We start from the raw sequence: 22,462 nt of genomic DNA, 5'->3' as shown, positions 1-22,462 counted from the left end.
CAGCTGCCCGGGCGGCGTCGATCCGATACCGACGCTGCGTCCGACCGCGGATCAGCTGCTCGACTCGGGCCCGGGAACCTCCGCGAACGCCCGTTCCACCCGGTCCTGCCACTCCTCGACGTCGTCGAGTCGAGCACCGAACTCCTCGGCGTACTGGACGAGCAGTTCGATCGACTCCACGCACGCGTCGAGCCTGTCGCGGTCGGCCTCTAGCTCGTCGACCCGCTCCTCGACGGCCCCGACGCGGCTGTCGGTCGTCTCGATCCGCTGCTCGTGGTCGACGAAGCCGGTCCGGAGTTCGGCCAGCCCCTCGTCGTGCCGGTCGAGCGTGCTCCGCAGATCCTCTACGCGGCCCTCGTGCCGGTCCAGCAGCGTTCTGGCAGTGCCGCGCTCGTCGATGAACGCTTCCATCGCGTCGACGTAGGCCTCGAGGTCGGCAAGGTTCGACTGGAGGTGCCGGACGCGGACCTCGGTGCTCGTGGTCGTCTCGAGGCCCAGCGCGCTGCGGAGCCGGTCGCGCTCGGTCTCGGTGAGGTCGCGGCTGTCGACGGCGTCGACGAACCGGGCGAGGACGTCGTCCGGCGGCGACTCGGCGGCGGCCGGCGGCGATTCGTCGACGTCGGCCGGCTCGGAATCGGGCCCTGCGCCGTCGGTCCGGTCGGGCGCTGCGGGCGCTGGATCGTCGGTCTCCGCGGCACCCTCGCCGGGAGGGAGGGCCATGAGCTCCTCCAGTGAGAGTTCGTCCTCGGGAAACGCCCGGTTCACGTCGGTGCGAAACTCCTCGAACTCTTCGCCTTCGGCGACTTGTTCCCCACCGAACGGCACCGACGTGTCCTCGCCCTCTCCCCCCGACGATTCGTCGCCGGCGTCTGCCGTCGGATCACCCCGTGAGTGGTCTCCAACCATAGTGTGCTACTTGCTAACGTGATACCGGTATAAATCCTTGGTCTAGTTACTTCAGATCCGCCGTAGTGATGCGAGGGGTGAATCAATCTCGGTGAATAGCCACGTTTCCAAAGGCAGCTGACGGCGCACCACCATCGAGTCCGCGTCGAAGCGGGTCGGGTACCACATCGAGATCGATCGGGGAGCTCGCTACAGACACGGGGTTCCGGATCGCCACCCCAGCACGCGTGCCGCCACGAATTCTGGACGCGCGTGCAGGGCGGAACAGCAAGGTTGAACAGTGCGGGCGCTGAATTCCCGGCTGATGCCGACCGTAGAATACCTCAACTACGACGTGGTGGACGACGAGGGCTGGGACATGTACGACGACGACGTCTTCGCAGAGGCGGCCGATATGGACCTCAGTGACGAGGATTACGGCACGCTCGACGTCAACGAGGGCGAGTACATCCTCGAGGCCGCCGAGGCCCAGGGCTACGACTGGCCCTTCTCGTGTCGCGCCGGCGCCTGTGCGAACTGTGCCGCCATCGTCCTCGAGGGCGACATCGACATGGACATGCAGCAGATCCTCTCCGACGAGGAGGTCGACGAGAAGAACGTCCGCCTGACCTGCATCGGCAGCCCCGCTGCCGACGACGTCAAGATCGTCTACAACGCCAAGCACCTCGACTACCTGCAGAACCGCGTCATCTGAGGCCGCTCTCGGCAGGACGCCTGCCGAATCTGCGGACTCCCTCCTTCCGAGGACAGTACGCTCGAGCGGCAGCACCGCTCGGACGCACCCCGCGCTTTTCCGCATCGTCCTGGAGTCGACGGCCACCGACTGCTCGCGACAGACCTGTTTCGTGCGAAGCGTTACCTTCCCACGCGCCGTAGTAGTGCGCCCATGGCCCTCCGGCTGGGGCTGACCGGCGACGTCATGCTCGGCAGACTCGTGGACGAGGCCCAGCAGGACCGCCCGCCGACCGCCGTCTGGGGCGACGTGCTCTCACAGCTACGGGATCTCGACGGCCTCCTGCTCAACCTCGAGTGCTGTCTCTCGACCCGCGGGACGAAGTGGCGACGAACCCGCCGCGCCTTCCACTTCCGGGCGGATCCCGATTGGGCGATTCCCGCCCTCGAGGCCGCCGGGACGAGCTACTGCTCGCTCGCGAACAACCACGTGCTCGATTTCGAGGAGCCGGCGCTGTTCGACACCCTCGACCACCTCGACGAGGCCGGGATCCCCCACGCCGGCGCGGGGCGGACGGAGCAAGAGGCGTTCGCGCCGGCGACGTTCGAGATCGGAACGGCGGACGAAGTAGCTGAGGAAGGCACCGAACCGGAGGCGCCGGAGCCGCTCTCGGTCGCCGTCGTCTCGCTGACCGACAACACGCCGGAGTACGCCGCGACGGCGACCTCGCCCGGGACCGCTCACGTCGAGATCGACGTCGACGACGCCGAGACCAGAGCCGCGGTCGAGAGCGCGATCGAGCGGGCGAACGCGGCCGATCCGGACCTGCTCGTCGCCTCCTTGCACTGGGGCCCGAACATGGTGGCCGAGCCACCCGAGCGGTTCCGCCGGTTCGCCCACTGGCTGGTCGAGCAGGGGGTCGACCTGCTGCACGGCCACAGCGCCCACGTCGTCCAGGGGATCGAGATCTACGAGGGCGTCCCGATCCTGTACGACTGCGGTGACTTCGTCGACGACTACGCCGTGAACCAGACCCTCCGGAACGACCGGAGCTTCCTGTTCGAAGCCCGCGTCGACGTGGAGGACCGGTCGATCACGGCGCTACACCTCACGCCGACGGAGATCGAGAATCGAGCGGTTCGCGTCGCGAGTCCGGCGACGGCGCAGTGGCTCCGGGAGACGATCCGCGATCGCTCGGACGGGCTCGGAACGTCGTTCGTCCGACACGGCGAGGGGCTGGTCGTTCCGGTGAACGAGTAGTCGGTGGCGGACAGACCGGATCGGGGCTGTCGAGAGCTACGGAGAGCGCCCGCTACCGCTCGTTCAGAACCACGATCACGCGAAGATCGTTGACGTTTGTCCCAGTGGGACCGGTCCGGAGCAACGCACCAGCGTCGTCGAGCACCGGGTACGCGTCGTGGGCGTCGAGGGCGGCCCTCGCGGTGGCCGCGGATACCTCCTCGCCGACCGTGTCTCCGGTCACCAGCGCACCCGCCGCGTCGGTTGCGCCGTCGATGCCGTCGGTGTCGACGCTCGCGATCACCGTGGACGGATCGGCCAGGTCGAGCGCCGCCGCGAGCGCGACCTCCTGGTTTGGCCCGCCGGCACCGCTGGCGTCGCCGAGGGTCACCGTCGTCTCGCCGCCGGAGAGGAGGACCGCCGGCGGCTCGATCGGCCGGCCGCTCGCCCGGACCTCATCGGCGATCGCGGCGTGGACGGTTCCGACCTCCCGGGCCTCCCCCTCGATCCGCGTCGAGAGCACGAGCGAGTCGAAGCCGGCGTCGCGGGCCGCTTCGGCCGCAGCGTCGATCGCGGCGTCGTTCGAGGCGAGCACGTGTACGTCGACGGCGTCGAACGCCGGTTCGTCGGGACCAGGGGTTTCGGTCGGCGCTTCGGCGGCGTCGGAATTGCCAGCAGTCGCGTCAGAATCCCCAGCCGTCGCGTCGGTAGCTCCCACGGCCGCGTCGGTCGTTTCCGCGGCCGCACCGGTCGTTCCCGCAGCAGCGCCGCGGTCGAGTCGGCGGCGTATCGAGCCGGGTGCGTCGATCCCGTGCCGTTCGAGCACGGAGCGGGCCTCGGCATAGCTCGTCGGGTCCGGCGAGAAGGGGCCGCTGGCGACGGTCGCGGGATCGTCGCCGACGACGTCGCTGAAGACGAGCGTGGCAACCGTCGCGGGGGCAGCGGCCCGTGCGAGGCGACCGCCTTTCAGCGCCGAGACGTGCTTCCGGACGGCGTTGATCTCGTCGATGGTGGCGCCGCTCCGGACGAGCGCGTCGGTCAGGTCCTGGAGGTCGGCGAGGGAGACGTCGCCGGCGGGCGCCGGGAGGAGCGCGCTGCCACCGCCCGTGATCACGCCGAGCACGAGATCCCGTTCGGTGGCGCCGTCGACGAGGTCGAGTACCTGATTCGCGCCGTCCATGGCGGCATCGTCGGGGACCGGATGCGCGCCAGTGATCGACGCGACGCGATCGAGCGGAACCGGGTCGTCGGTCACCACGATCCCGTCGTCGATCCGTTCGCCGAGGACGCCTTCGAGTGCACTCGCGACGCGCCCGGCGGCGTTGCCGCCACCGACGACGAGCACCCGGTCGGCGGCGTCGAGGTCGTAGGTCGTCCCGTCGATCGCGAGCGTCGCGCCGTCGAGGGAGACGCGCTCGTCGATCACGGCGCTCGGCTGTGCGGCCTCGATGCCAGCAAGCAGGCAGTCGACGGCGAGGGCAGCCGCTGGCGACGCTTCGAACCGCTCGCGATCGCGAACGGCGATCGGCGACGACCCATCCATACGTCCACGGAGGACGATCGCGACAATGAATCTGGGGTCGACAGGCCGCTCGCGGGAGGCGAGGATCGGCTAACTTGCTGCGAGCGGCTGGCGGATCGAAGGAAGTGCCGGAGCGACGGAGGCGCTGGACCGACGAAGGCTCCGGATCGAGGGAGTCGCTGGAGCGAGGGATGCACCGGAGTCGCTGGACCGACGGATGCGCCAGAGCGTCGGAGGCCCCGGAGCGGTGGAACTGCCGAAGCAACCCTGAGCGCGGCGGGTAAGCTCCGCTTTCCGTCGAGTCGCGGCGACACGCACAGTATACTATTCCCGTCCCGGCGCGGAGTTTCGGTCGGTGTCCCCGATGAGCCAACGAATGAACCCCTTCACGGAACTCCAGCGATTCTTCGAGCGAATGAGCGAACAGTACGACGAGACCGCCGAGGCCTGGTCGTTCGACGAGCCCTTCGGCGAACTCGCCCTCGGTGCGGAGTCGATGGCGACCGACCTCGTTGAACGCGACGAGGCCTACGTCGTCGCCGTCGACCTCCCCGGCTTCGAACGCGACGACGTCGACATCCAGGTGACCGACTCCACGCTCCGCATCGACGCCGAGCGCGAGACCGAGGTCGCCGAGGAAGGCGAACGCTACGTCCGCCGGGAGCGACAGGAGCAGTCCGCCCATCGCTCGATCGAACTGCCGGCCGAGGTCGAGAAGGACGAGGTCACCGCGACGATGGAGAACGGCGTCCTGACGATCACGCTCCCCCGAGCGGAAGTCGAGGAGGCCCACCACATCGAGATCGAGTAGCGACGACGCAGCCCCGACCGTCGCTCCGATCACACACGTTCGGTCGGAACGAAGACACGACGCGAAGCAACAAGACGCCCCGCTCCTACCCGCCGTAGCCCTCCGACTCCACCGTCCCGCCGAACACCGAGTAGAGGTAGACGAAGTAGCCCCCGACGAGCACCAGCACCGGCAGCCCGAGGATCGTCATGAGGTTGAGCGCGATCGGGGACACCGCGGCGTCCGTGACCGTGAGTCCCGTCGCTGGATACACCTCCGGGTACAGCAAGACGGCGACGAGCAGGCCGAGCAGGACGGCGAGGCCGAGCGTGCTCGCGAACCACTCGCGGTGGCGCTCTCTGCGAGCGAGCGCGACGCCGCCGACCCCGAGCCCGACGCTCCCGAGGACGATGGCGAGCACGGGCGCCGAGAGCAAGTCGGTCGTGATCCCCCGGGGGTCGAGCGCGAACAGCACAGCGAGCAGGACCACGACGCCCGCGAGGTAGCCCGCGGTCGCGAACTGGCCGTACCGCGTCAGTTCGTCCCGGAGTGGAGCCGCTGTCTTCACCGCGAGGTAGGCCGCGCCGGTGGTCAGGGAGAGTGCGATCAGCCCGACGCCGGTGAGGATCGCCGGCAGGGAGAGCGTCCCCGTGCCGAACACCCAGCTACCGACGAGCGTGCCGAGCAGGAGGGGCGAGAGCGTGCTGCCCGCGACGAACAGCCGATCGCAGGCCCGCCGCCACCGCTGGTCCTCGCGTTGCTCCCTGAGTTCGGGGGCGACGCCCCGGAAGAGCAGGGCGGCCACCGCGCCGAGTGCCAGTAGGTAGTGCTCGCTGAGGAGGGCGGCGTAGGCGGCCGGGAACGCGCCGAGGAGCGTCGTCCCGAACGCGACCAGCCAGACCTCGTTGGCGTCCCAGACGGGGCCGAAGGCGGCGAGGAACTGCTCCCGGTCGTGCTCGTCGTCGCGGGTCGCGTACCACATGCCGACGCCGAAGTCGAATCCGTCGAGGGCGACGTAGGCTGCGAGCGTGCCGAGGACGAGCGCGAACCAGAACTCTGGCAGGCCGTCGAAGAGGTACTCGTCGGGGACGAGAAGCGGTGTGGGGCTGGCGGCTGCGCTACCGTCGAGCGCTGAAGCCTCGGCGACGCCACGCAGTGCGCCGCTGGCCGCCTCGGTGCCGACGGCTCCACTCACTCCGCCTCACCTCCCGCTACGCGACCGAGGATCGGAACCCTGCGCCAGACCGACGGATCGGTCTCCCGCCCCTCGACGCGGGAGAGTTCGGTCTCGACGATCAGCTTGACGACGTAGAGGAAGGCGCCGATCAGGAGGACGTACAGCACGACGAACCCCACCAGCGTGGCCGTCGCCTGTCCGGACGTGAGCCCGGTCGAGACGGCGTTCTCCGTGCGGAGGACGCCCTGCACGACCCAGGGCTGCCGACCGATCTCCGTGACGTACCAGCCGGTGACAAGGGCGGCGAATCCGAGCGGCGACGCGAGCATCGTGGCCTGGAGGTACCGGTCGCTGTCGGTCAGGCTCCGGCGCCAGGCGAGGATCCCGCCCCAGAGCGCGAGCCCGATGAAGAGGAACCCGAGGCCGACCATGAACCGGAACGACCAGAACACGATCGCCACCGGCGGGTTCTCCTCGTACTCGTTCAGTCCTTGCACCGGCTCGTCGAAGTCCCCGGCGGCGAGATACGATCCCAGCCCCGGCAGACTGATCGTCCAGAGGTTGTCGGCTCTCGGGTCCGTGATCGCAGACGGCTCCTTCGGAATCGCGAAGAGGTGGAGGTCGGCACTGCCGGTCTCGTAGTGGGCCTCCATCGCCGCGAACTTCTGGGGCTGGGTCTCCTCGACGTGGCGCCCGTAGGCGTCGCCGTGGACGGCCTGGAACGGCGCCGTGATCAGCAGGATGACCACGGCGACCCGGAGCGCGGACAGCCACGCGTCCGACTCGCGCTCTCGCCAGAGGAAGAAGGCCGAGACGCCCGCCACGACCAGCGCGACGGCGATCACGCTCGCGTTCATCATGTGGACGTACATCCAGGGGAACCGGGGGTTGAGGAACGCCGCCGCCGGGTCGGTCAGCTGTGCGACCTCCATCCCGTTGCGCTGGACCAGTTCGTACCCCCGCGGCGTCTGCATCCACGCGTTGACGACGAGGATCCAGAAGCCGGAGAGCCACGCGCCGACGCCGACGAGGACCGAGGAGAGGACGTACTGCCGGTCGGAGACGCGCCCCTTGCCGAACAGCAGGACGCCGAGGAAGACCGCCTCGAGGAAGAACGCCATCTTCGCCTCGAAGGCGAGCGGACCGCCGATGAGTTCGCCGGAGACCTCCGCGAATCTGGGCCAGTTCGTCCCGAACTGGAAACTCATCGGGATGCCCGTGACCGTCCCCATCACGAAACCCACGGCGAAGATCTTGAGCCAGAACTCCCGGAGGTGCGTGTAGCGCTCGGCGTCGCCGTACACCTCGCGATACGTGAAGTAGACGATGAAGGGAGCGAGGCCGATCGAGAGCGCCGCGAAGAGGATGTGGACGCTGATCGTCCACCCGAACTGCATTCGGCTCGCTAGCTCGGGGTCGAGGAAGACGGGAAGCGTCGTTCCTGCGGCGTCGGCTGCGACGAGGAGTGCGCCTGGCTCAGGCATCGCCGTGGTCGTGGCCAGCGGCGGTCGTGCGAGCCACACTCGGTGACGTTCTGACCGGGGGAGGGCTGCCGGGCGGTGCCGGACGGCGTGGGACCAGTTGGCGTTGCATCGTAGCCGTAGCTTCGGCTGGAACGCATTAACCGATGCCGGGATTCTCGGGCGCTAAGAACGCGTTCGGGAACACGTTCGGTGACGCGCAGGCGTCCGACGAGCACCTGAGCGCGATCGGAGAGCAGGCGGTTCGCACGCATCGCCATCCGTCCGGGAGCGTCGGTGGCGTTCCCACCGTAGCCGGAACGTTGAAACGCCTCCCCGTCGCCGTTCCGTCCGTGTTCCACGAGTCCCTGGTCGAGGTCGGACCGGTACTCGCCCGGCCCACGGACCTCCTCCGCCTGCTCGCGTTGCCGGCGTTCGCCTGGGCGGCGTGGACCGACGTCCAGATCCGGCGGGTGCCGAATCGGCTCTGGCCGCCGCTGGCGGTGCTCGGGTTCGTCCTGCTCGCGCTCGACGCCCACCACTACAGCCAGGTCGGTGGCAACACCTGGCGGTTGTTCCTGATCGGCGCGGGGCTGAGCGTCGGCGTCGTCGTCCCGCTGGTCTACGCGTTCTGGCTGCTCGGCGGCTTCGGCGGCGCGGACGTCAAGGCGTTGGCGACGCTCTCGATCCTCTTCCCGGTCTTTCCGGAGTTCTTCGTCGACGGCACCGCCTACCCACTGGTGGACACGACCGCCGGCGCGTTCGCCTTCACGATCCTCACCAACGCGGTCGTCGTCGGGATGGCGTACCCAGCCGCGCTCGCACTCCTGAATCTCGCGAAGGGGAACACCTCGCGCTGGATGGTCGTGGGCAAGAAGGTCGACTGGCGGGCGCTCCCCGGCGCCCACGGCCGACTGCTCGAGACGCCCGACGGGTTCAGCCGCGACGGCCTCGACCTCGACGCACTCCGGATGTACCTCCGCTGGCGGGGGATCGACCTCGCGGACCTCCGCGCGAACGCCGACGAACTCCGCGATCCGGCGACGCTGCCCGAGGATCCCAATCCACCGAGCGACGGCGCGGTGGCAGCGGAGGAAGCACTCGTGACCGACGGTGGTGCGGCGGCTGCGGATGGAACGGCGACGGACGCTGCGGATTCCGCCCCCGACGACTACGACGATCCCTGGGGAGCCCAGGCGTTTCTCGACGATCTCGACGGCGGCGCGTACGGCACCGATCCAGCAAAATTACGGGGCGGCCTCGACGTCGCCGCCGAGCGCGACGCGGTCTGGATCTCACCGGGCATCCCGTTTATCGTCCCCGTGTTCCTCGGACTCGTGCTCGCGCTGGTCTACGGCGACGTACTCTTCGGGGTGCTCTCTGCCCTCGGACTCGCCTGATCGGAGGGACGATCACGACGTGGACGGCGTCACGCCAGCAGCCGTGGGTTTACCCCACCGGCCGCACAACCACGGGTATGGTCGACTTTCAATCCCGGGACACCCGGCGCTCGCTCGGCGGCGACGAGAGCGAGGACCGGGACGACGCCGACGATCCAGATGAGACGACCGGGGAGGACCCCTCGTCCGACGGATCGAGCGAAACGGGGGACGACGACCCAGCCGAGGATGAACATGACCACGGCAGCGAACACGCCGACCACGATCACCACGCCGACGACCTCGAGACCGTCTCGGCCGCTGTCCTCACGGTCTCGACCTCCCGCTCGATCGACGACGACGCCTCGGGCGACGCGATCGTCGAAGTGCTGGAAGGCGAGGGGCACGAAATCGCGACTCGCGAACTCGTGAACGACGACTACGACGGCGTCCAGTCGGCGGTGAGCGCTCTCGTGAATCGCAAGGACGTCGACGCCGTGGTCACGACCGGTGGGACCGGCGTCGCGCCGGCGGACGTCACGCCCGAGGCCGTCCGGCCGCTCTTCGAGAAGGAACTGCCGGGGTTCGGGGAGCTGTTCCGGGCGAAATCCCGCGAGGAGATCGGCACGCGCGTCGTCGGCACCCGGGCGCTCGCGGGGATCGCCGACGGCGTTCCCGTGTTCTGCCTGCCCGGGAGCGAGTCGGCGGCGCGAACCGGCACGGCCGAGGTCGTCGAACCGGAGGTCGGTCACCTCGCCGGGCTGTCCAGACCCCACGACATCGAGGAGGAGTGAGGCGCGCCGCGGTCGATCCGGGAGAAGACCCAACCAGGGAAACTCGACACCCAGAACCGGGGGAACTCGACGCCCAAAGCTGAGGGAACTCAAAACCAGTTGTAAATTATCGCACGATGGTGGCGGGGTGGGTGGCCGTCAGGGCGAACTTTTAAGCCGTGCCGCCGCAGGTGTCAAACCATGACATTCTGGGCGGCGGGAACGGCGGTCTTGCAGTCCGGCGACGACGTGACGCGGCCGACCTTCTTCGAGATCAGCCACGTCGGGGAGATCCTCTTCTACCTGCTCGCGGCGATCGCGATCGGGATCTTCGTGCGCGGCGTCTACCTCCGCGTCAGCCGCTGGACTCGAGGGCGGGAGGATCCGCGGGACCGCCTCGCGAATCTCCCCGGGCGAATCCGTCGCGCCGTGACCGACATCGGCTCGAACGCACCCCTGTTCGATCGGGATCCCTACGCCGGCGTGATGCACACCTTCCTCCTCTGGGGCTTTCTCACCCTCTTCGTCGGCACTTCGATTCTCGCGATCGACATGGACGTGATCCAGCCCCTCATGGACACCTCCTTCTGGACCGGCGACTTCTACCGCGCTTACGAGGTCGTGATGGACGCGATGGGCCTCCTGTTCGTCGTCGGCGTCGCAATGGCGATGTATCGCCGCTACTGGATCCGCTCCGAGCGGCTCTGGGGCCCCCGCGTCTCCGTCGCCGACGACGCCTTCGTCTGGACGCTGTTCGTCCTCGGCGTCGGCGGCTTCCTCCTCGAAGCGCTGGGGATCCTCGGCCGTGGCGTTCCCGACTTCGAGGTCGTGAGCTTCGTCGGCTACGGGCTCGCGCTGGCCTTCGAGGGCGCCGGCCTCACCGCCGAGGACGCCGCCACGATCTACCCCGCCGTCTGGTGGATCCACGCCTTCCACGCGCTGGCGTTCATCGCGCTGATTCCCTACTTCAAGGCGTTCCACATGCTCTCCTCGTTCGCGAACGTCGTCGCGCAGGACGACGAGGCGGGTGCCCGCCTCCCCGGCATTCCGGCGGACCTCGACCACGAGAACGCCACGGACGTCGACCACTTCACCTGGAAGGAACAGCTCGATCAGGACGCCTGCACGAACTGCGGTCGCTGTTCCTCGGTCTGTCCCGCGAACGCCTCCGGCAGGCCGCTCGATCCCCGGAACGTGATCCTCGACCTCAAGAACTACCGCGAGTCGCTGGAGGATGGCGGCCCGGAGCGCCCGATCGTCGGGGAGTTCGACGGGCTCCGGGCTGATGGCGGGACGATGGCGGACGGGGGAACGATGACGGACGGTGGAGCCGCCACCGCTGACGCCGGTGGAGCGACCGGCGACCCCGAACCCGGGATTCCCGAGCACGCCTCCCCGACCACGGCCGGGACCAACCGAGAGCCGGTCGAGCCCGACGAGGACGACGCCGTCATCGACAGGGACGCCATGGAGTCCTGTATGGCCTGCATGGCCTGCATGGACGCCTGCCCGGTCGAGATCGAGCACCTCACCTCCTTCACGCGGATGAACCGGCAGCTCGTCGACGAGGGCGCGGTCGATCCCAACGTCCAGGACGTCTTCCAGGACGTGATGCAGAAGGGCAACAGCTTCGGCGAGTCCCAGTCCAAGCGCGCGGACTGGGCGGATCCACTCGACCTCGAGCCGACCGACGCCCGCGAGGAGTCCGTCGAGTTCCTCTGGTACGTCGGCGACTTCCCGAGCTACGACGATCGGAACAAGCAGGTCGCTCGCTCGCTCGCGAAACTCTTCGACGAAGCCGGCGTCGACTGGGGGATCGTCTACGACGACGAGAAGATGGACGGCAACGACGTCCGGCGGATCGGCGAGGAGTTCCTCTTCCTCGAACTCGCGGGCCACCACGTCGAGACCTTCGAGGACTGCGAGTTCGAGACCATCGTCTGCACCGACCCGCACTCGTTCAACACGATCAAGAACGAGTACCCGGAGGTCGACTTCGGCGAGTTCGCGGACGACCCCGTGATGCCCTTCGAGTTCGACGAGCAGTGGAACGCCGACGGCGAAATCGACGTGAAACACTGGACGCAGGTGCTCGCCGACCTCCAGGCGCGCGGCGACCTCGGCCTCGCCGGCGACGAACTCGACTACACCGTCACCTTCCACGACCCGTGCCACCTCGGGCGATACAACGGCGTCTACGAACCGCCGCGGGACCTGCTGACCGCCGCGGGTTGCGACCTGCACGAGATGCCGCGCAATCGCTCCGATTCCTTCTGCTGTGGCGGCGGGGGCGGCGGCGTGTGGACCGAGCACGACGAGGAGACCAAGCCCAGCGAGGAACGGCTACGGGAGGCGAACCAGGACACGGCCGCTGGCGACGCCGTCGAGAAGTTCGTCGTCGCGTGCCCGCTCTGTACCACGATGTTCGAGGACGGCCGCAAGACCGGCGGCTTCGAGGACGACCTGGACGTCGTCGACGTCGCGGAACTGCTCGTCGAGGCGCTGGGGCTGGAGGACGCGCGCGAGGACGCGAACGGCGACTGAATCCGCCGGGTCGACGGGTAGGATCAGCCTTCCGGTCTCTCGGCCGTGGTTCGAGGGGCAGCGACCCGCCGACGGAAATGGCAGACAGTACTGCGTTCGGGCAGATATCCCCACTCGTGGGCAGAAACCACCAGCAGGCGTTCCGGCAATGGCAGAAGACATATACGTCGCGGGGCGTAGACGACTGGGTAGCCCATGGACGAGAAAACGGAGGAGCTCCGCGACATCTTCATGGACGTCACGGACTCCGACACCGTCACCGAGTCCCAGGCCGCCACCAAGGGGTCCCTCACCGACGACGAGGCGGCACGAGAGCGCCTCGCCGACCTCGTCGCCGAGATGCGCGACCGGTACGACTTCGAGACCGAGCTGACCGACGGTCAGCTCTGCGAGCTCGCCGTGAGCTTCTACGACGGCGCGAGCGACGCCGACCTCGCCCGCGAACTCGACGTCGAACGACGTACCGTCTTCCGCGCTCGTCTCGACCTCCACCTCGTGCGCGAGCGCGACCTCGACGCGCCCTTCGACGTCGAGGCGTTCCGCAAGCGCGTTACCAGCGGCGGCGAGGACGTCGCCACGAGTGATCTCGCCGACGAGTTCGACGTCAGCGAGTCGACCGTCCGGCGCTATCGCCGCGTGGTCGAGGCCCAGGACGAATCGCGCCGTGCGAACGACCGCTATCGCGACGAGTTCGACTCCATCCTCGGCGACGCCGATCTGGCCGGCCCCCTCACGCAGGAGGCCAGGCAGGACGGTCTCGACGACGCGACAGAAGGGATGGAGACGGACGTGTCGTTCTAACCCACCTTTTTTCGAGGAGGGTTTCCTCGGTCGATCAAAGATCGACCTGCGGGAACCCTCCTCCAAAAATCTGGACCAAAAAAAGGCCGCGAGTCGACCTCGCTCCCGCCGGTCGCTCGGCCGCTCGCAGTGCAGTGCTGCTGGGATCGTCACCGCTCCCGCACCACTGTCGCAACCGCACTGGAGCAGCACCGGCCACAGCTTTATGCCCGATTCCGCGGCGAACGCGGTCCATGTCCGTCGCGTTCAGCGACCTCCGCGTCGCCGCATACTGCCCCCGAAAACTGTACTACCGCCGACGGGAGCCGGATCGCTCGCCGCCGGAAGTCGTCACCGAGCGTCGGGACCTCGCGACCTGCTATCCCGAGTTGCTGGCGGCTGACGACGCGACGTTGCGGGAGCTACCGATCGAGAAACCACCGCCGACGTACCGCAGGACGCTCCAGCGGACCCGCGAGCGACTCGACTGCTGGCCGGACGTCGTCGATCCGATCGCGCGTAACGTCCTCCTGACGGGGAAGGAGGCTCGCGGCATCGCGCACAAGCTCGTGGGCGATCCGCCGCGGCCCGCGATCGTCTCGCCGGGCGACCCGCCCCCGACCGGTGTGTGGGAACCCCACTCCGTGCAGGCCGTCGCCGCGGCGAAGGCCCTGGCGTGGGAGCGCCAGCGGCCGGTCGAATCGGCGATCGTCGAGTACCCCACCCACGGCGTGATCCGATCGGTGGAGCTGACGACCCGGCGGAAATCGCAGTACAGGTCGGCGTTGCGGGCGGCCGCGGAACTCGACGGTCCGCCGAGCAGGATCGAGAACGACGCCAAGTGCGAGCCCTGCGAGTACGCCGAGAGCTGCGGCGTCCGTTCGCGCTCGCTCGGGTCGCTGCTCGGCGACTGAATGCCGTCGGCACCTGGACTGAAAGCCGTCGATACCCGGCCGTGGAGTGAGCAGGAGGGGTGCGAAGAAGCGAGCGCGACGGGATTACGGCTCCAGCCGATATCGCGTCGTTGGCACGCCCTCGAAGCGCGGGCCGGGTCCGACGTCGGCGAAGCCCTGGTTCCGAGCCGCGTCCGCCACGCCGTCCTGTGCCTCCGACACGAGCAACTCGACGGCCATCGACTCCCGCTCGGCGAAGCGGACGGGCTCGGAGAGGAGAAGCTCGCAGGCCTCGTCCGTCCCGTCGAGCTGGGTGACGTGGACGGCGTCCTGCCTCGCGTCGAAGCTCACGAAGCCGAGGAGCTGGGGATCGCGGGCGCCGGCGTCTTCGTTGGGGTCGTCGTCGACGATGTCGGGTTCGGCGACACGCACCGTCCGGTCGTGGACGAGATTCCGCATCACGTCCTGTGGTGCGTCGGCGATCGCCGCCATCGCCGCCGCGTCGTCCTCGACGGCGTCGCGGACCTGCATTGCTGGCCCCTAGGGAGGGCCTCGAATAAAAGTCTGTGCCGGAGTGACACACGACCCGGTCTCGGTCGATCGGCCGCCGAACGATCGCGCGGCGCTACCGCGCCCCACGGTTTTTGGTCCGTGCCCACGACGTGTACTCGACATGAGCGACGAGTCCGCGCCGTCGTACTGTGACTTCTGCCGGCTTCCCCGGCCGGCGGGCACGATCGAGGCGGAGATCGGCGGCGAGAGGTACGTCTTCTGCTCGACGCACTGCCGGGACGCGATGGCCAGCGCGGACCGGGTGTTCACGCGCTATCACGGCCACCGGCGGTTCTCTCCTGGCGTCGAGGCCATCGATGCCGTGTTGCCCCAGGGCTGCCCGCGGAACGCCTTTCTGCTCTGTTCCGCCCAGGCCGGCACCCGCGTCGGGGCGCTGCAGGCCGAACTCGTCTGGCGAGCGCTCCAGCGCGACGAACCGGCGGTACTCGTCACGTTCCAGGAGCCCCCGTCGTCGGTCGTCGAGCGGTTCGTCACGCTCGACTGGAACGTCCTCCCCTACCTCGAATCCGGACAGCTCCGGTTCGTCGATTGCTTCAGCTACCGGATGGCCGACCACGGCGAGCCCCACGGCGCGGTGAGTCCCTGGAACACGCACCTCGCGACTGCCGTCGCACCCGCGACCGAGCGGGTCCGGGATCCGACCGACGCCGACGAGATCGCGAACAAACTCGAGACCGTCCTCGACGGCGACGGGGGCGCTGCGGCGAAGCTCCAGCGAGGTGCCTCGGCGGCCGATCCCGGCCGCGAGCCGATGGTCGAGACCGGAATCGTCGTGATCGACTCGCTGACGGAGTTCGGCTCGCTCGTCCAGCCAGTCCAGGCGTACGACTTCGTGAAGGACCTCCGGGCCGACGTCTGCAAGGCCCGCTTCGTCCCGGTCTTCGCCGGCGCGACGTACGGCGGCGACGCCGGCGCATTCCCCCACGATCTGGCCTACGTCGCGGACGGGCTGATCGATTGCAAGCTCGACGGCGAGATCGTTGCGGACGGCCTCGTCAAGCGCATGCGGGTCCGGAAGCTCGACGGGGTGCTCTCCTACCAGCGCTGGATCGCCTACGAGTTCACGGCGGGGCGAGGACTGGTCCCCTTCGATCCCGAGGCGCAGATCGAACGGGCCGGGGCGGACGCCGAAGCGAGCGATGCGGAGAGCGAGGAAACCGGAACGGACGAGGGCGACGCGAACGACGAGACCGAGGAGTCGGACGCCGCGGACGGCGGAGGGAACGGCGACGATGGGAGCGGTGCCGACGGGGAAGGTGGGGACGACGACGGTGAAAGCGGGGAAGACGTGCCGGACGGGACCGACGACCGGGCGAACGCCGAGGCGGGCGGCCCGGCCTCCGAGCAGTCGACGGTCTCGGGAGAGGATCGAGACGACCAGTCCCCGGACTGAGCGCGCCGGGGCCCGATCGCCGCCGCCCTCGGCGAGACGCGGGATGGACACAGTTATCCGGGGCCCCGGGATACACGGGGGCATGAGCACGGGACACACGGATTCGGGACAGACCGAAGCGGTGGTAGTATGCGCGTAGTCGCGAAGTTCGGCGGCACCAGCCTCGGTACCGGCGAGCGAATCGAGCGAGCAGCGGACACCGTCGCGAGCGCCATCGAGGAGGGCCACGAGGTCGCCGTCGTCGCATCGGCGATGGGCAGCACGACCGACGAACTCCTCGACGAGATCACCTTCGAGACCGACGAGGCCGACCGCGCCCAGATCGTCAGCATGGGCGAGCGGACCTCGGTGCGGATGCTCAAGGCCGCGCTGGCGTCTCGCGGCGTCGACGCGATGTTCCTCGAACCGGGCTCGGAGCTCTGGCCCGTCATCACGGACGCCCACGGCGAACTCGACGTCGAGAAGACGGAGGAGGCCGCCCAGGCGCTCGCGGCGGTCATGGACGGCGTCGTGCCCGTCATCACCGGGTTCCTCGCCGAGACCGTCGACGGCGACGTGACCACGCTCGGCCGCGGTGGTTCCGACACCACCGCCGTCATGCTCGGCAAGTACATGAACGCCGACGAGGTCGTCATCGTCACCGACGTCGAAGGCGTCATGACCGGCGATCCGACGGTCGTCGAAGGCGCCCGGAACGTCGGCGAGATCACCGTCGACGAACTTCGGAACCTCTCCTTCCGCGGCGCCGAGGTCGTCGCGCCCTCCGCGCTCGCCTACAAGGACGACCGCATGGACGTCCGCGTCACCCACTACCAGCACGGCGACCTCCTCCGAGGGGGTACCCGCATCGAGGGCGAGTTCCGCAACCTCGTCGACATGCGCGAAGAAGCGCTGGCCTGCATGACCGTCGCGGGCCGCGCGATCCGGAACAGCCCCGGCATCCTCCAGCGGCTCTCGACCGCACTCGGCGAGAACGACATCAACGTCGACGCGGTCGCCTCCGGGATGGACTCGATCACCTACTACGTCGACCAGTCCCAGGCCGAGGCCGCCGAGGCGGTGCTCCACGACGAGGTCGTCTCCCAGGAGCCACTCTCGAGCGTCACCGTCTCCGACGACGTCGCCGTGATCCGGGTCACCGGCGGACAGCTCCCGAACCGGCCCGGCGTGCTCACGGACATCGTCAACCCGCTCGGCGATGCCCACATCAACATCCGCGACCTGATCACCTCCGCGACCTCCGTCGCGATCTTCGTCGACTGGGACGACCGCGAGGAGACCCTCGAGATCGTCCAGCAGCAGTTCTGAATCGGGGCGCTCGTAGCAAGGTCTCGCCCGAACCGATTGTCGCCCGAACCGACTGGCTCGCTGGTCACCAGTTCGTCAGCTGTCGAGAATGCTCCGACCCCTTCGTTTCGAGTGGACAGCGTCGCTCAGCCGTCGGTTCTGGAGAGAAACCGTTCGACCAGCAACGCGAGGAGCAGGCCGATCGCGGCGCCGGTGACGAACCAGTACTCGAGCGACCCGGTCAGGATGCCGATTCCGGCGCCTGCGAGGGCTCCGAGGCCGGTTCCGACGAACGCAAACTGCAGCCCACCGTCGGCATCCTCGGCCCACTCCGGCCGGCCGATGGGCTCGTCGGGCGGCCGGTCCGGCAGGGCGTCGACGTCTGCCTCGGCGGCGTCGTCGGGGAGGTCGTCGACGCACTCGAAACAGAGGAAGTGATCAGTGCCGTCGGCGAGTTCGAGCTGGAGCCCGTCGGTCGTGGACCGCTCGAAGCTCCAGAGGTTCGCGATGCCCCCGGCGACGGAGACCGGCCGACCGCAGCCGTCGCAGGGCTGGGTTGCCATTGTCGGCGGGAAGTGGTCGCGTCGGTAATGCGTTGTGGTCGGGCGGCGGGGAGTGACCGCCGGGTCCGTGGATCGGCGCGGCGTCTCTGCCCGCGTCAGGGGTCCGGCGCGTCCGCCAGTGCAGTCTGGAGCGCCTCGACTGCCGCCTCGTGCTCGGTGAGTTCGGCTTCGACGGCACCGGAGCGGAGTCGCTCGCGAGCCTCCTCGTCCAGCTGGTGGCGGGCGACGGCGGCGGTCCGGAGTCGCTCGTACTCGTCGCCCTCGCGCGCCATTTCGGCGACGGATCGCAGCGCAGCGTTCGCCTCCTCGTCGACCAGGCCCGCAGCCGCACCCTGGAGCTCCCGGACCAGCCAGGGCACCTCGTCCGCTGGCGGTGGTGGCCAGCCGACCGTGAGGCCGTCGGCGTCGAGGCGTTCGAGGTAGGTGCGCTCGGTTGCCACCGCGCGGCGGAAGGCGCCGGGATCCTCGACGTAGTGATCGAGCTTCGACCGGGAGAAGTCGGCGTACTCCAGCAGGCGAGCGACGGGCTCCTCGCCCGGTGGGTTGGTCTGCACGTACTCCGCCAGTGGCTCCGGCGGCGCGTCGAGGTCGACGAGCGGGTAGCGCCCGGTGCGTTCGAGGAGGTCGAACAGCTCGCGGGCCGGCGCGTCGGTCCGCTGTATCCGGATGGCCTCGCTCACGGCGTCGTTCCACGTCTCGATCGGATCGCGGAGGTCCTCGACCGGCGCGTCGAGGTCGGCCTCGCCCAGTTCCAGGAGGCGCTCGCAGCGATCGATGGAATCCTGGTGAGACTGCTTCGCCTTGCGGGCGTCGGTGATCGCGGCGACGAGCCGATCGCGTGCGGCCGTCTCGTCGTCGAGGCGCTCGGCGAGCGCGGCGGCCGGTTCGAGTGCGTCGAGCGCGCGCTGGAAGTCGTCCTCGCTGAGGCGGGTCTTGTCTACCGCTTCGAGGGCGTGCTCGAACGCCTCTCGGCGCGGCAGGTCGTCGTCCAGCCCCTCGACGTGGTCGGTAAAGCGTTGCTTGAACGTCGCGAACTGGACGAACTCTTTGGCGCCCGTGTCGGTCGCCTTGTCCTGGAACTCGACGAGGAGGTCGTTCGCCGTGCGGTAGCGGTCGTCGAGCGTCTCGAGCGTGTCGCGACCGACGTCCTCGATCGCGGCCTTGGCGGCGCGGTAGTCCTCGGCGGCCGCTTCGAGTTCCGCGAGGGCGTCGTCGCTGACGGTCGGGCGCTCGACCGTGCCCGTCGTGCCGGCGTCGCCGGGGTGGTCTCGTTCGCTCATAGATCGTCCTCGGCTCGTGGATCGGATCGGCGTCGGCACACCGATCGGATCGGCGTGGATTCGGGAGTCGGATCGGAACTCGTCATGGCGTCACTCGTAGACGTCGTCGGGGTCGAACACCCGCTCGCCGACGATCTCGCCGTCGACGGTCCGGTAGAAGCAGGACTCGTAGCCGGTGTGGCAGGCGCCGCCCTCCTGGTCGACGAGGTAGAGGATCGCGTCGCCGTCGCAGTCCACGCGGATCTCCCGGACTTCCTGGGTGTGGCCGCTCGTCGCGCCCTTCTCCCAGAGCTCCTCTCGGCTCCGGCTGTAGTAGTGCGCCCGGCCCGTCTCGCGGGTCGTCTCAACGGCCTCCCGCGTGACGTAGGCGAGCATCAGGACCTCGCCGGAGGCTGCGTCCTGGGCGATCGCAGGGATGCGCCCGGACTCGCCGAAATCGAGTTCCGGCGGCTCCCCGCCGTCGGTCCGGAGGGCGTCGTCGTGCATGCTCGCCAGCAGGGCAGTGCCGGGAATAGGTCTTTTCCTCGATTGCAGGGCGTGGAACTGGGGCTGCCGTCCTCCCTCGGAGCGGATGCAGCGGGTTCGGGATCGCCTCCGGATTCCGGGAGCGCATCGCGCGCTCTTCGTCTTCGGCGGTCGCCGCGACAGCGGCAGCAACAGAATCCGCCACGCTAGAAATTCGAATCCGAGTTCCCGCATGGATTTTTCACACCTGCCCCCGTCACCATCTCCATGTCCCTCGAAGACGACTCTCTGGAGTACCACCGATCCGATCCCCCGGGCAAGATCGAGATCGCGACGACGAAGCCCACCAACACGCAGCGCGACCTCAGCCTCGCGTACTCGCCCGGCGTCGCGGGTCCCTGCCGGGAGATCGACGAGAACGTCGACGACGCCTACACGTACACCGCGAAAGGCAACATGGTCGGCGTCGTCTCGAACGGCTCCGCGGTCCTGGGCCTCGGCGACATCGGCGCGGCGGCGTCGAAGCCGGTGATGGAGGGGAAGGGCGTCCTCTTCAAGCGCTTCGCCGACATCGACGTGTTCGACCTCGAACTCGACCTCGACGATCCCGAAGCGATGATCGAGGCGATCGCGGCCATGGAGCCGACCTTCGGCGGGATCAACCTCGAGGACATCGCGGCGCCCGACTGCTTCGAGATCGAGGAGACCCTCCGCGAGCGGATGGACATCCCGGTGTTCCACGACGACCAGCACGGGACGGCGATCATCTCCGGCGCGGCGCTCGTGAACGCGGCGCGGGTCGTCGAGAAGGACCTGGGCGAACTCGACGTCGTCTTCTCCGGCGCTGGCGCGAGCGCGATCGCCACGGCCCGCTTCTTCGTCTCGCTCGGGGTCGACCCCGACCGGATCACGATGTGTGACTCCTCGGGGATCATCACGGCCGAGCGGGCCGCGGCCGGCGACGTCAACGAGTACAAGGCGGAGTTCGCGACGGAGCGCGAGGGCGGCGACCTCGCGGACGCAATGGTCGACGCCGACGCGTTCGTCGGTCTCTCCGTCAGCGGGATCGTCGACGAGGAGATGGTCCGGTCGATGGCCCGGGATCCGATGGTGTTCGCGATGGCGAACCCCGACCCGGAGATCGGGTACGACGAGGCCAAGGCCGCTCGCGACGACACGGTCGTGGTCGCGACCGGGCGATCCGACTACCCGAACCAGGTCAACAACGTGCTGGGCTTCCCCTTCATCTTCCGCGGCGCGCTCGACGTCCGGGCGAGGGACATCAACGAGCCGATGAAGGTCGCGGCGGCGGAGGCCCTGGCCGAACTCGCTCGCACCGACGTTCCCGACGCCGTGCGGAAGGCCTACGGCGACCAGCCGCTCCAGTTCGGCCCCGACTACATCATCCCGAAGCCGCTGGATCCCCGCGTCCTCTTCGAGGTCGCGCCCGCCGTTGCTGAGGCCGCGATCGAATCCGGCGCGGCACGCGTCGAGGAGATCGACTCCGAGGAGTACGAGGAGCGCCTCGAGGCCCGCCTCGGCGGTTCCCGCGAGATGATGCGCGTCGTGCTCAACAAGGCGAAATCCGATCCCAAGCGCGTCGCGCTCGCGGAGGGCGGCGACGAGAAGATCATCCGCGCCGCCGCACAGCTCGAGGAGCAGGGGATCGCCGAGCCCGTGCTCATCGGCGACGAGTCCCGCATCGACGAGACCTGCCGGGAGCTCGGCCTGCGCTACGACCCGGAGGTCGTCGACCCCGAGAGCAACGGCGGGATCGGCGCCGAGAAGCGCGAGGAGTACGCCGAGCGGCTCTACGAGGCCCGCCGACGCAAGGGTATCACCCGCAGCGAGGCCGAGGAGCTCATCGAGGAGTCGAACTACTACGCCTCGGTGATGGTCGACGCCGGCGACGCCGACGCGATGCTCACCGGCCTCACGCACCACTACCCCTCCGCGCTCCGGCCGCCGCTCCAGGTGCTCGGTACCGCACCCGAGGCCAACTACGCCGCCGGGGTCTACCTGCTGACCTTCCGGAACAAGGTCGTGTTCGTCGCCGACGCCACCGTCAACCAGGACCCCGACGAGGACGTGCTCGAGGAGATCACCCGCCACACGGCGGAGCTCGCTCGACGGTTCAACGTCGAGCCAAGGGCTGCGCTGCTCTCGTACTCGAACTTCGGTTCCGTGAACACCCCCGGCACCGTCAAGCCCCGCGAGGCCGCCCGCCGGCTGCGCGAGGACCCGGAGATCGACTTCCCCGTCGACGGCGAGATGCAGGCGGACACCGCTGTCGTCGAGGAGCTGCTCGAGGGCACCTACGAGTTCTCGGAGCTCGACGACCCCGCGAACGTGCTCGTGTTCCCCAATCTCGAGGCCGGCAACATCGGGTACAAGCTCCTGCAACGGCTCGGTGGGGCGGAAGCCGTGGGCCCGATGCTCGTCGGCATGGACCAGCCCGTGCACGTGCTCCAGCGCGGCGACGAGGTCAAGGACATCGTGAATCTGGCCGGCGTCGCGGTGGTGGACGCGCAGGAAGAGTGAGTTCGGGCGGCGATTCAGACGTCGCCTAATTAACCGCCTTCGGAAGCCCCCTCCCGCTCCGGTCGCGCGACTCGCTGCGGTCCTCGCCTCCCTTCGGTCGGCTGCGGTCCTTACGTCGTCGTGCTTCCCGGAGCGGTCGGCCCCTTCCGGAGTACCGGAAGAGCGGAGCTCTTCCGTGCCTCGCGAGAGCTTCGCTCTCGCTCAGCCCCACCCGGAGTGTAAAT

At 68.9% G+C, this 22,462-nt stretch carries 19 protein-coding genes; 11 read left to right on the top strand and 8 right to left on the bottom strand.

Annotated elements, in window-relative coordinates; all coding sequences use genetic code 11:
* Positions 1-51 precede the first annotated feature (51 nt).
* Positions 52-906, bottom strand: coding sequence for a hypothetical protein (locus tag L593_RS08680; protein ID WP_020446583.1), 855 nt, complete (start codon positions 904-906; stop codon positions 52-54).
* Positions 907-1,210: 304 nt separating this feature from the next.
* Here L593_RS08680 and fer point away from each other — a divergent pair, with 304 nt between their 5' ends.
* Together fer and L593_RS08670 are read left to right on the top strand one after the other, a co-directional pair.
* A complete protein-coding gene (gene fer, locus L593_RS08675) occupies positions 1,211-1,600 on the top strand; it encodes a ferredoxin Fer (RefSeq protein ID WP_020446582.1) in 390 nt (129 codons plus the stop codon).
* A gap of 192 nt (positions 1,601-1,792) precedes the next feature.
* A complete protein-coding gene (locus L593_RS08670) occupies positions 1,793-2,839 on the top strand; it encodes a CapA family protein (RefSeq protein WP_020446581.1) in 1,047 nt (348 codons plus the stop codon).
* A gap of 52 nt (positions 2,840-2,891) precedes the next feature.
* On the opposite strand, the gene L593_RS08665 is transcribed toward L593_RS08670, so the two are convergent.
* The gene (locus L593_RS08665) at positions 2,892-4,361 is read right to left on the bottom strand and encodes a glycerate kinase (RefSeq protein ID WP_020446580.1); all 1,470 of its coding nucleotides are present in this window, start codon (positions 4,359-4,361) and stop codon (positions 2,892-2,894) included.
* Positions 4,362-4,716: 355 nt separating this feature from the next.
* Between L593_RS08665 and L593_RS08660 the strand changes: the two genes are divergently transcribed.
* Entirely contained in the window at positions 4,717-5,151 is a 435-nt protein-coding gene (locus L593_RS08660) for an Hsp20/alpha crystallin family protein (protein WP_020446579.1), read from the top strand.
* An 85-nt stretch (positions 5,152-5,236) separates the two neighbouring features.
* Here L593_RS08660 and L593_RS08655 read toward each other — a convergent pair whose 3' ends face one another.
* On the bottom strand, positions 5,237-6,286 hold the full coding sequence (locus tag L593_RS08655; protein WP_081638766.1) for a cytochrome d ubiquinol oxidase subunit II: 1,050 nt from the start codon (positions 6,284-6,286) through the stop codon (positions 5,237-5,239).
* A 35-nt stretch (positions 6,287-6,321) separates the two neighbouring features.
* Positions 6,322-7,791, bottom strand: a complete 1,470-nt coding sequence (locus L593_RS08650; protein ID WP_020446577.1) for a cytochrome ubiquinol oxidase subunit I — start codon at positions 7,789-7,791, stop codon at positions 6,322-6,324.
* Between the two features lie 143 nt (positions 7,792-7,934).
* Between L593_RS08650 and L593_RS08645 the strand changes: the two genes are divergently transcribed.
* The 5 genes from L593_RS08645 to L593_RS08625 all read left to right on the top strand — a co-directional run bounded on the left by L593_RS08645 (position 7,935) and on the right by L593_RS08625 (position 14,157).
* Positions 7,935-9,167, top strand: coding sequence for an A24 family peptidase (locus L593_RS08645; protein WP_020446576.1), 1,233 nt, complete (start codon positions 7,935-7,937; stop codon positions 9,165-9,167).
* A gap of 77 nt (positions 9,168-9,244) precedes the next feature.
* On the top strand, positions 9,245-9,940 hold the full coding sequence (locus tag L593_RS08640; RefSeq protein ID WP_020446575.1) for a molybdenum cofactor biosynthesis protein B: 696 nt from the start codon (positions 9,245-9,247) through the stop codon (positions 9,938-9,940).
* A gap of 180 nt (positions 9,941-10,120) precedes the next feature.
* Complete coding sequence (locus L593_RS08635; RefSeq protein ID WP_020446574.1) at positions 10,121-12,463, top strand: (Fe-S)-binding protein; 2,343 nt, start codon at positions 10,121-10,123, stop codon at positions 12,461-12,463.
* Positions 12,464-12,658: 195 nt separating this feature from the next.
* Positions 12,659-13,264, top strand: coding sequence for a hypothetical protein (locus L593_RS08630; RefSeq protein ID WP_020446573.1), 606 nt, complete (start codon positions 12,659-12,661; stop codon positions 13,262-13,264).
* A 233-nt stretch (positions 13,265-13,497) separates the two neighbouring features.
* Positions 13,498-14,157 carry a Dna2/Cas4 domain-containing protein gene (locus L593_RS08625; RefSeq protein ID WP_020446572.1) on the top strand — a complete coding sequence of 220 codons (660 nt, stop codon included), beginning with the start codon at positions 13,498-13,500 and terminating at the stop codon, positions 14,155-14,157.
* A gap of 84 nt (positions 14,158-14,241) precedes the next feature.
* Here L593_RS08625 and L593_RS08620 read toward each other — a convergent pair whose 3' ends face one another.
* On the bottom strand, positions 14,242-14,667 hold the full coding sequence (locus L593_RS08620; protein ID WP_020446571.1) for a hypothetical protein: 426 nt from the start codon (positions 14,665-14,667) through the stop codon (positions 14,242-14,244).
* Positions 14,668-14,809: 142 nt separating this feature from the next.
* On the opposite strand from L593_RS08620, the gene L593_RS08615 reads away from it, so the two are divergent.
* On the top strand, positions 14,810-16,102 hold the full coding sequence (locus tag L593_RS08615) for an ATPase domain-containing protein (RefSeq protein ID WP_020446570.1): 1,293 nt from the start codon (positions 14,810-14,812) through the stop codon (positions 16,100-16,102).
* Positions 16,103-16,231: 129 nt separating this feature from the next.
* Positions 16,232-17,410, top strand: coding sequence for an aspartate kinase (locus L593_RS08610; RefSeq protein ID WP_020446569.1), 1,179 nt, complete (start codon positions 16,232-16,234; stop codon positions 17,408-17,410).
* 125 nt (positions 17,411-17,535) lie between these two features.
* On the opposite strand, the gene L593_RS16485 is transcribed toward L593_RS08610, so the two are convergent.
* The 3 genes from L593_RS16485 to hisI all read right to left on the bottom strand — a co-directional run bounded on the left by L593_RS16485 (position 17,536) and on the right by hisI (position 19,718).
* Entirely contained in the window at positions 17,536-17,952 is a 417-nt protein-coding gene (locus L593_RS16485) for a hypothetical protein (RefSeq protein WP_020446568.1), read from the bottom strand.
* Between the two features lie 95 nt (positions 17,953-18,047).
* Positions 18,048-19,232 carry a hypothetical protein gene (locus tag L593_RS08600; protein WP_020446567.1) on the bottom strand — a complete coding sequence of 395 codons (1,185 nt, stop codon included), beginning with the start codon at positions 19,230-19,232 and terminating at the stop codon, positions 18,048-18,050.
* Positions 19,233-19,322: 90 nt separating this feature from the next.
* Positions 19,323-19,718, bottom strand: a complete 396-nt coding sequence (hisI, locus tag L593_RS08595) for a phosphoribosyl-AMP cyclohydrolase (protein WP_020446566.1) — start codon at positions 19,716-19,718, stop codon at positions 19,323-19,325.
* A 246-nt stretch (positions 19,719-19,964) separates the two neighbouring features.
* On the opposite strand from hisI, the gene L593_RS08590 reads away from it, so the two are divergent.
* Entirely contained in the window at positions 19,965-22,238 is a 2,274-nt protein-coding gene (locus tag L593_RS08590; RefSeq protein ID WP_020446565.1) for an NADP-dependent malic enzyme, read from the top strand.
* Positions 22,239-22,462: the final 224 nt, after the last annotated feature.

Source organism: Salinarchaeum sp. Harcht-Bsk1, from assembly GCF_000403645.1.
In the GTDB taxonomy this organism is placed as follows: Archaea; Halobacteriota; Halobacteria; order Halobacteriales; family Salinarchaeaceae; genus Salinarchaeum.
This window is presented reverse-complemented; position numbering and strand designations above follow the sequence as displayed.

Excerpts from the sequence above, each read along its gene's own strand:
- L593_RS08680 (WP_020446583.1), bottom strand. The coding sequence starts at position 906 with ATGGTTGGAGACCACTCACGGGGTGATCCGACGGCAGACGCCGGCGAC.
- fer (WP_020446582.1), top strand. The coding sequence starts at position 1,211 with ATGCCGACCGTAGAATACCTCAACTACGACGTGGTGGACGACGAGGGC.
- L593_RS08670 (WP_020446581.1), top strand. The coding sequence starts at position 1,793 with ATGGCCCTCCGGCTGGGGCTGACCGGCGACGTCATGCTCGGCAGACTC.
- L593_RS08665 (WP_020446580.1), bottom strand. The coding sequence starts at position 4,361 with ATGGATGGGTCGTCGCCGATCGCCGTTCGCGATCGCGAGCGGTTCGAA.
- L593_RS08660 (WP_020446579.1), top strand. The coding sequence starts at position 4,717 with ATGAACCCCTTCACGGAACTCCAGCGATTCTTCGAGCGAATGAGCGAA.
- L593_RS08650 (WP_020446577.1), bottom strand. The coding sequence starts at position 7,791 with ATGCCTGAGCCAGGCGCACTCCTCGTCGCAGCCGACGCCGCAGGAACG.
- L593_RS08645 (WP_020446576.1), top strand. The coding sequence starts at position 7,935 with ATGCCGGGATTCTCGGGCGCTAAGAACGCGTTCGGGAACACGTTCGGT.
- L593_RS08640 (WP_020446575.1), top strand. The coding sequence starts at position 9,245 with ATGGTCGACTTTCAATCCCGGGACACCCGGCGCTCGCTCGGCGGCGAC.
- L593_RS08635 (WP_020446574.1), top strand. The coding sequence starts at position 10,121 with ATGACATTCTGGGCGGCGGGAACGGCGGTCTTGCAGTCCGGCGACGAC.
- L593_RS08630 (WP_020446573.1), top strand. The coding sequence starts at position 12,659 with ATGGACGAGAAAACGGAGGAGCTCCGCGACATCTTCATGGACGTCACG.
- L593_RS08625 (WP_020446572.1), top strand. The coding sequence starts at position 13,498 with ATGTCCGTCGCGTTCAGCGACCTCCGCGTCGCCGCATACTGCCCCCGA.
- L593_RS08620 (WP_020446571.1), bottom strand. The coding sequence starts at position 14,667 with ATGCAGGTCCGCGACGCCGTCGAGGACGACGCGGCGGCGATGGCGGCG.
- L593_RS08615 (WP_020446570.1), top strand. The coding sequence starts at position 14,810 with ATGAGCGACGAGTCCGCGCCGTCGTACTGTGACTTCTGCCGGCTTCCC.
- L593_RS08610 (WP_020446569.1), top strand. The coding sequence starts at position 16,232 with ATGCGCGTAGTCGCGAAGTTCGGCGGCACCAGCCTCGGTACCGGCGAG.
- L593_RS16485 (WP_020446568.1), bottom strand. The coding sequence starts at position 17,952 with ATGGCAACCCAGCCCTGCGACGGCTGCGGTCGGCCGGTCTCCGTCGCC.
- L593_RS08600 (WP_020446567.1), bottom strand. The coding sequence starts at position 19,232 with ATGAGCGAACGAGACCACCCCGGCGACGCCGGCACGACGGGCACGGTC.
- hisI (WP_020446566.1), bottom strand. The coding sequence starts at position 19,718 with ATGCACGACGACGCCCTCCGGACCGACGGCGGGGAGCCGCCGGAACTC.
- L593_RS08590 (WP_020446565.1), top strand. The coding sequence starts at position 19,965 with ATGTCCCTCGAAGACGACTCTCTGGAGTACCACCGATCCGATCCCCCG.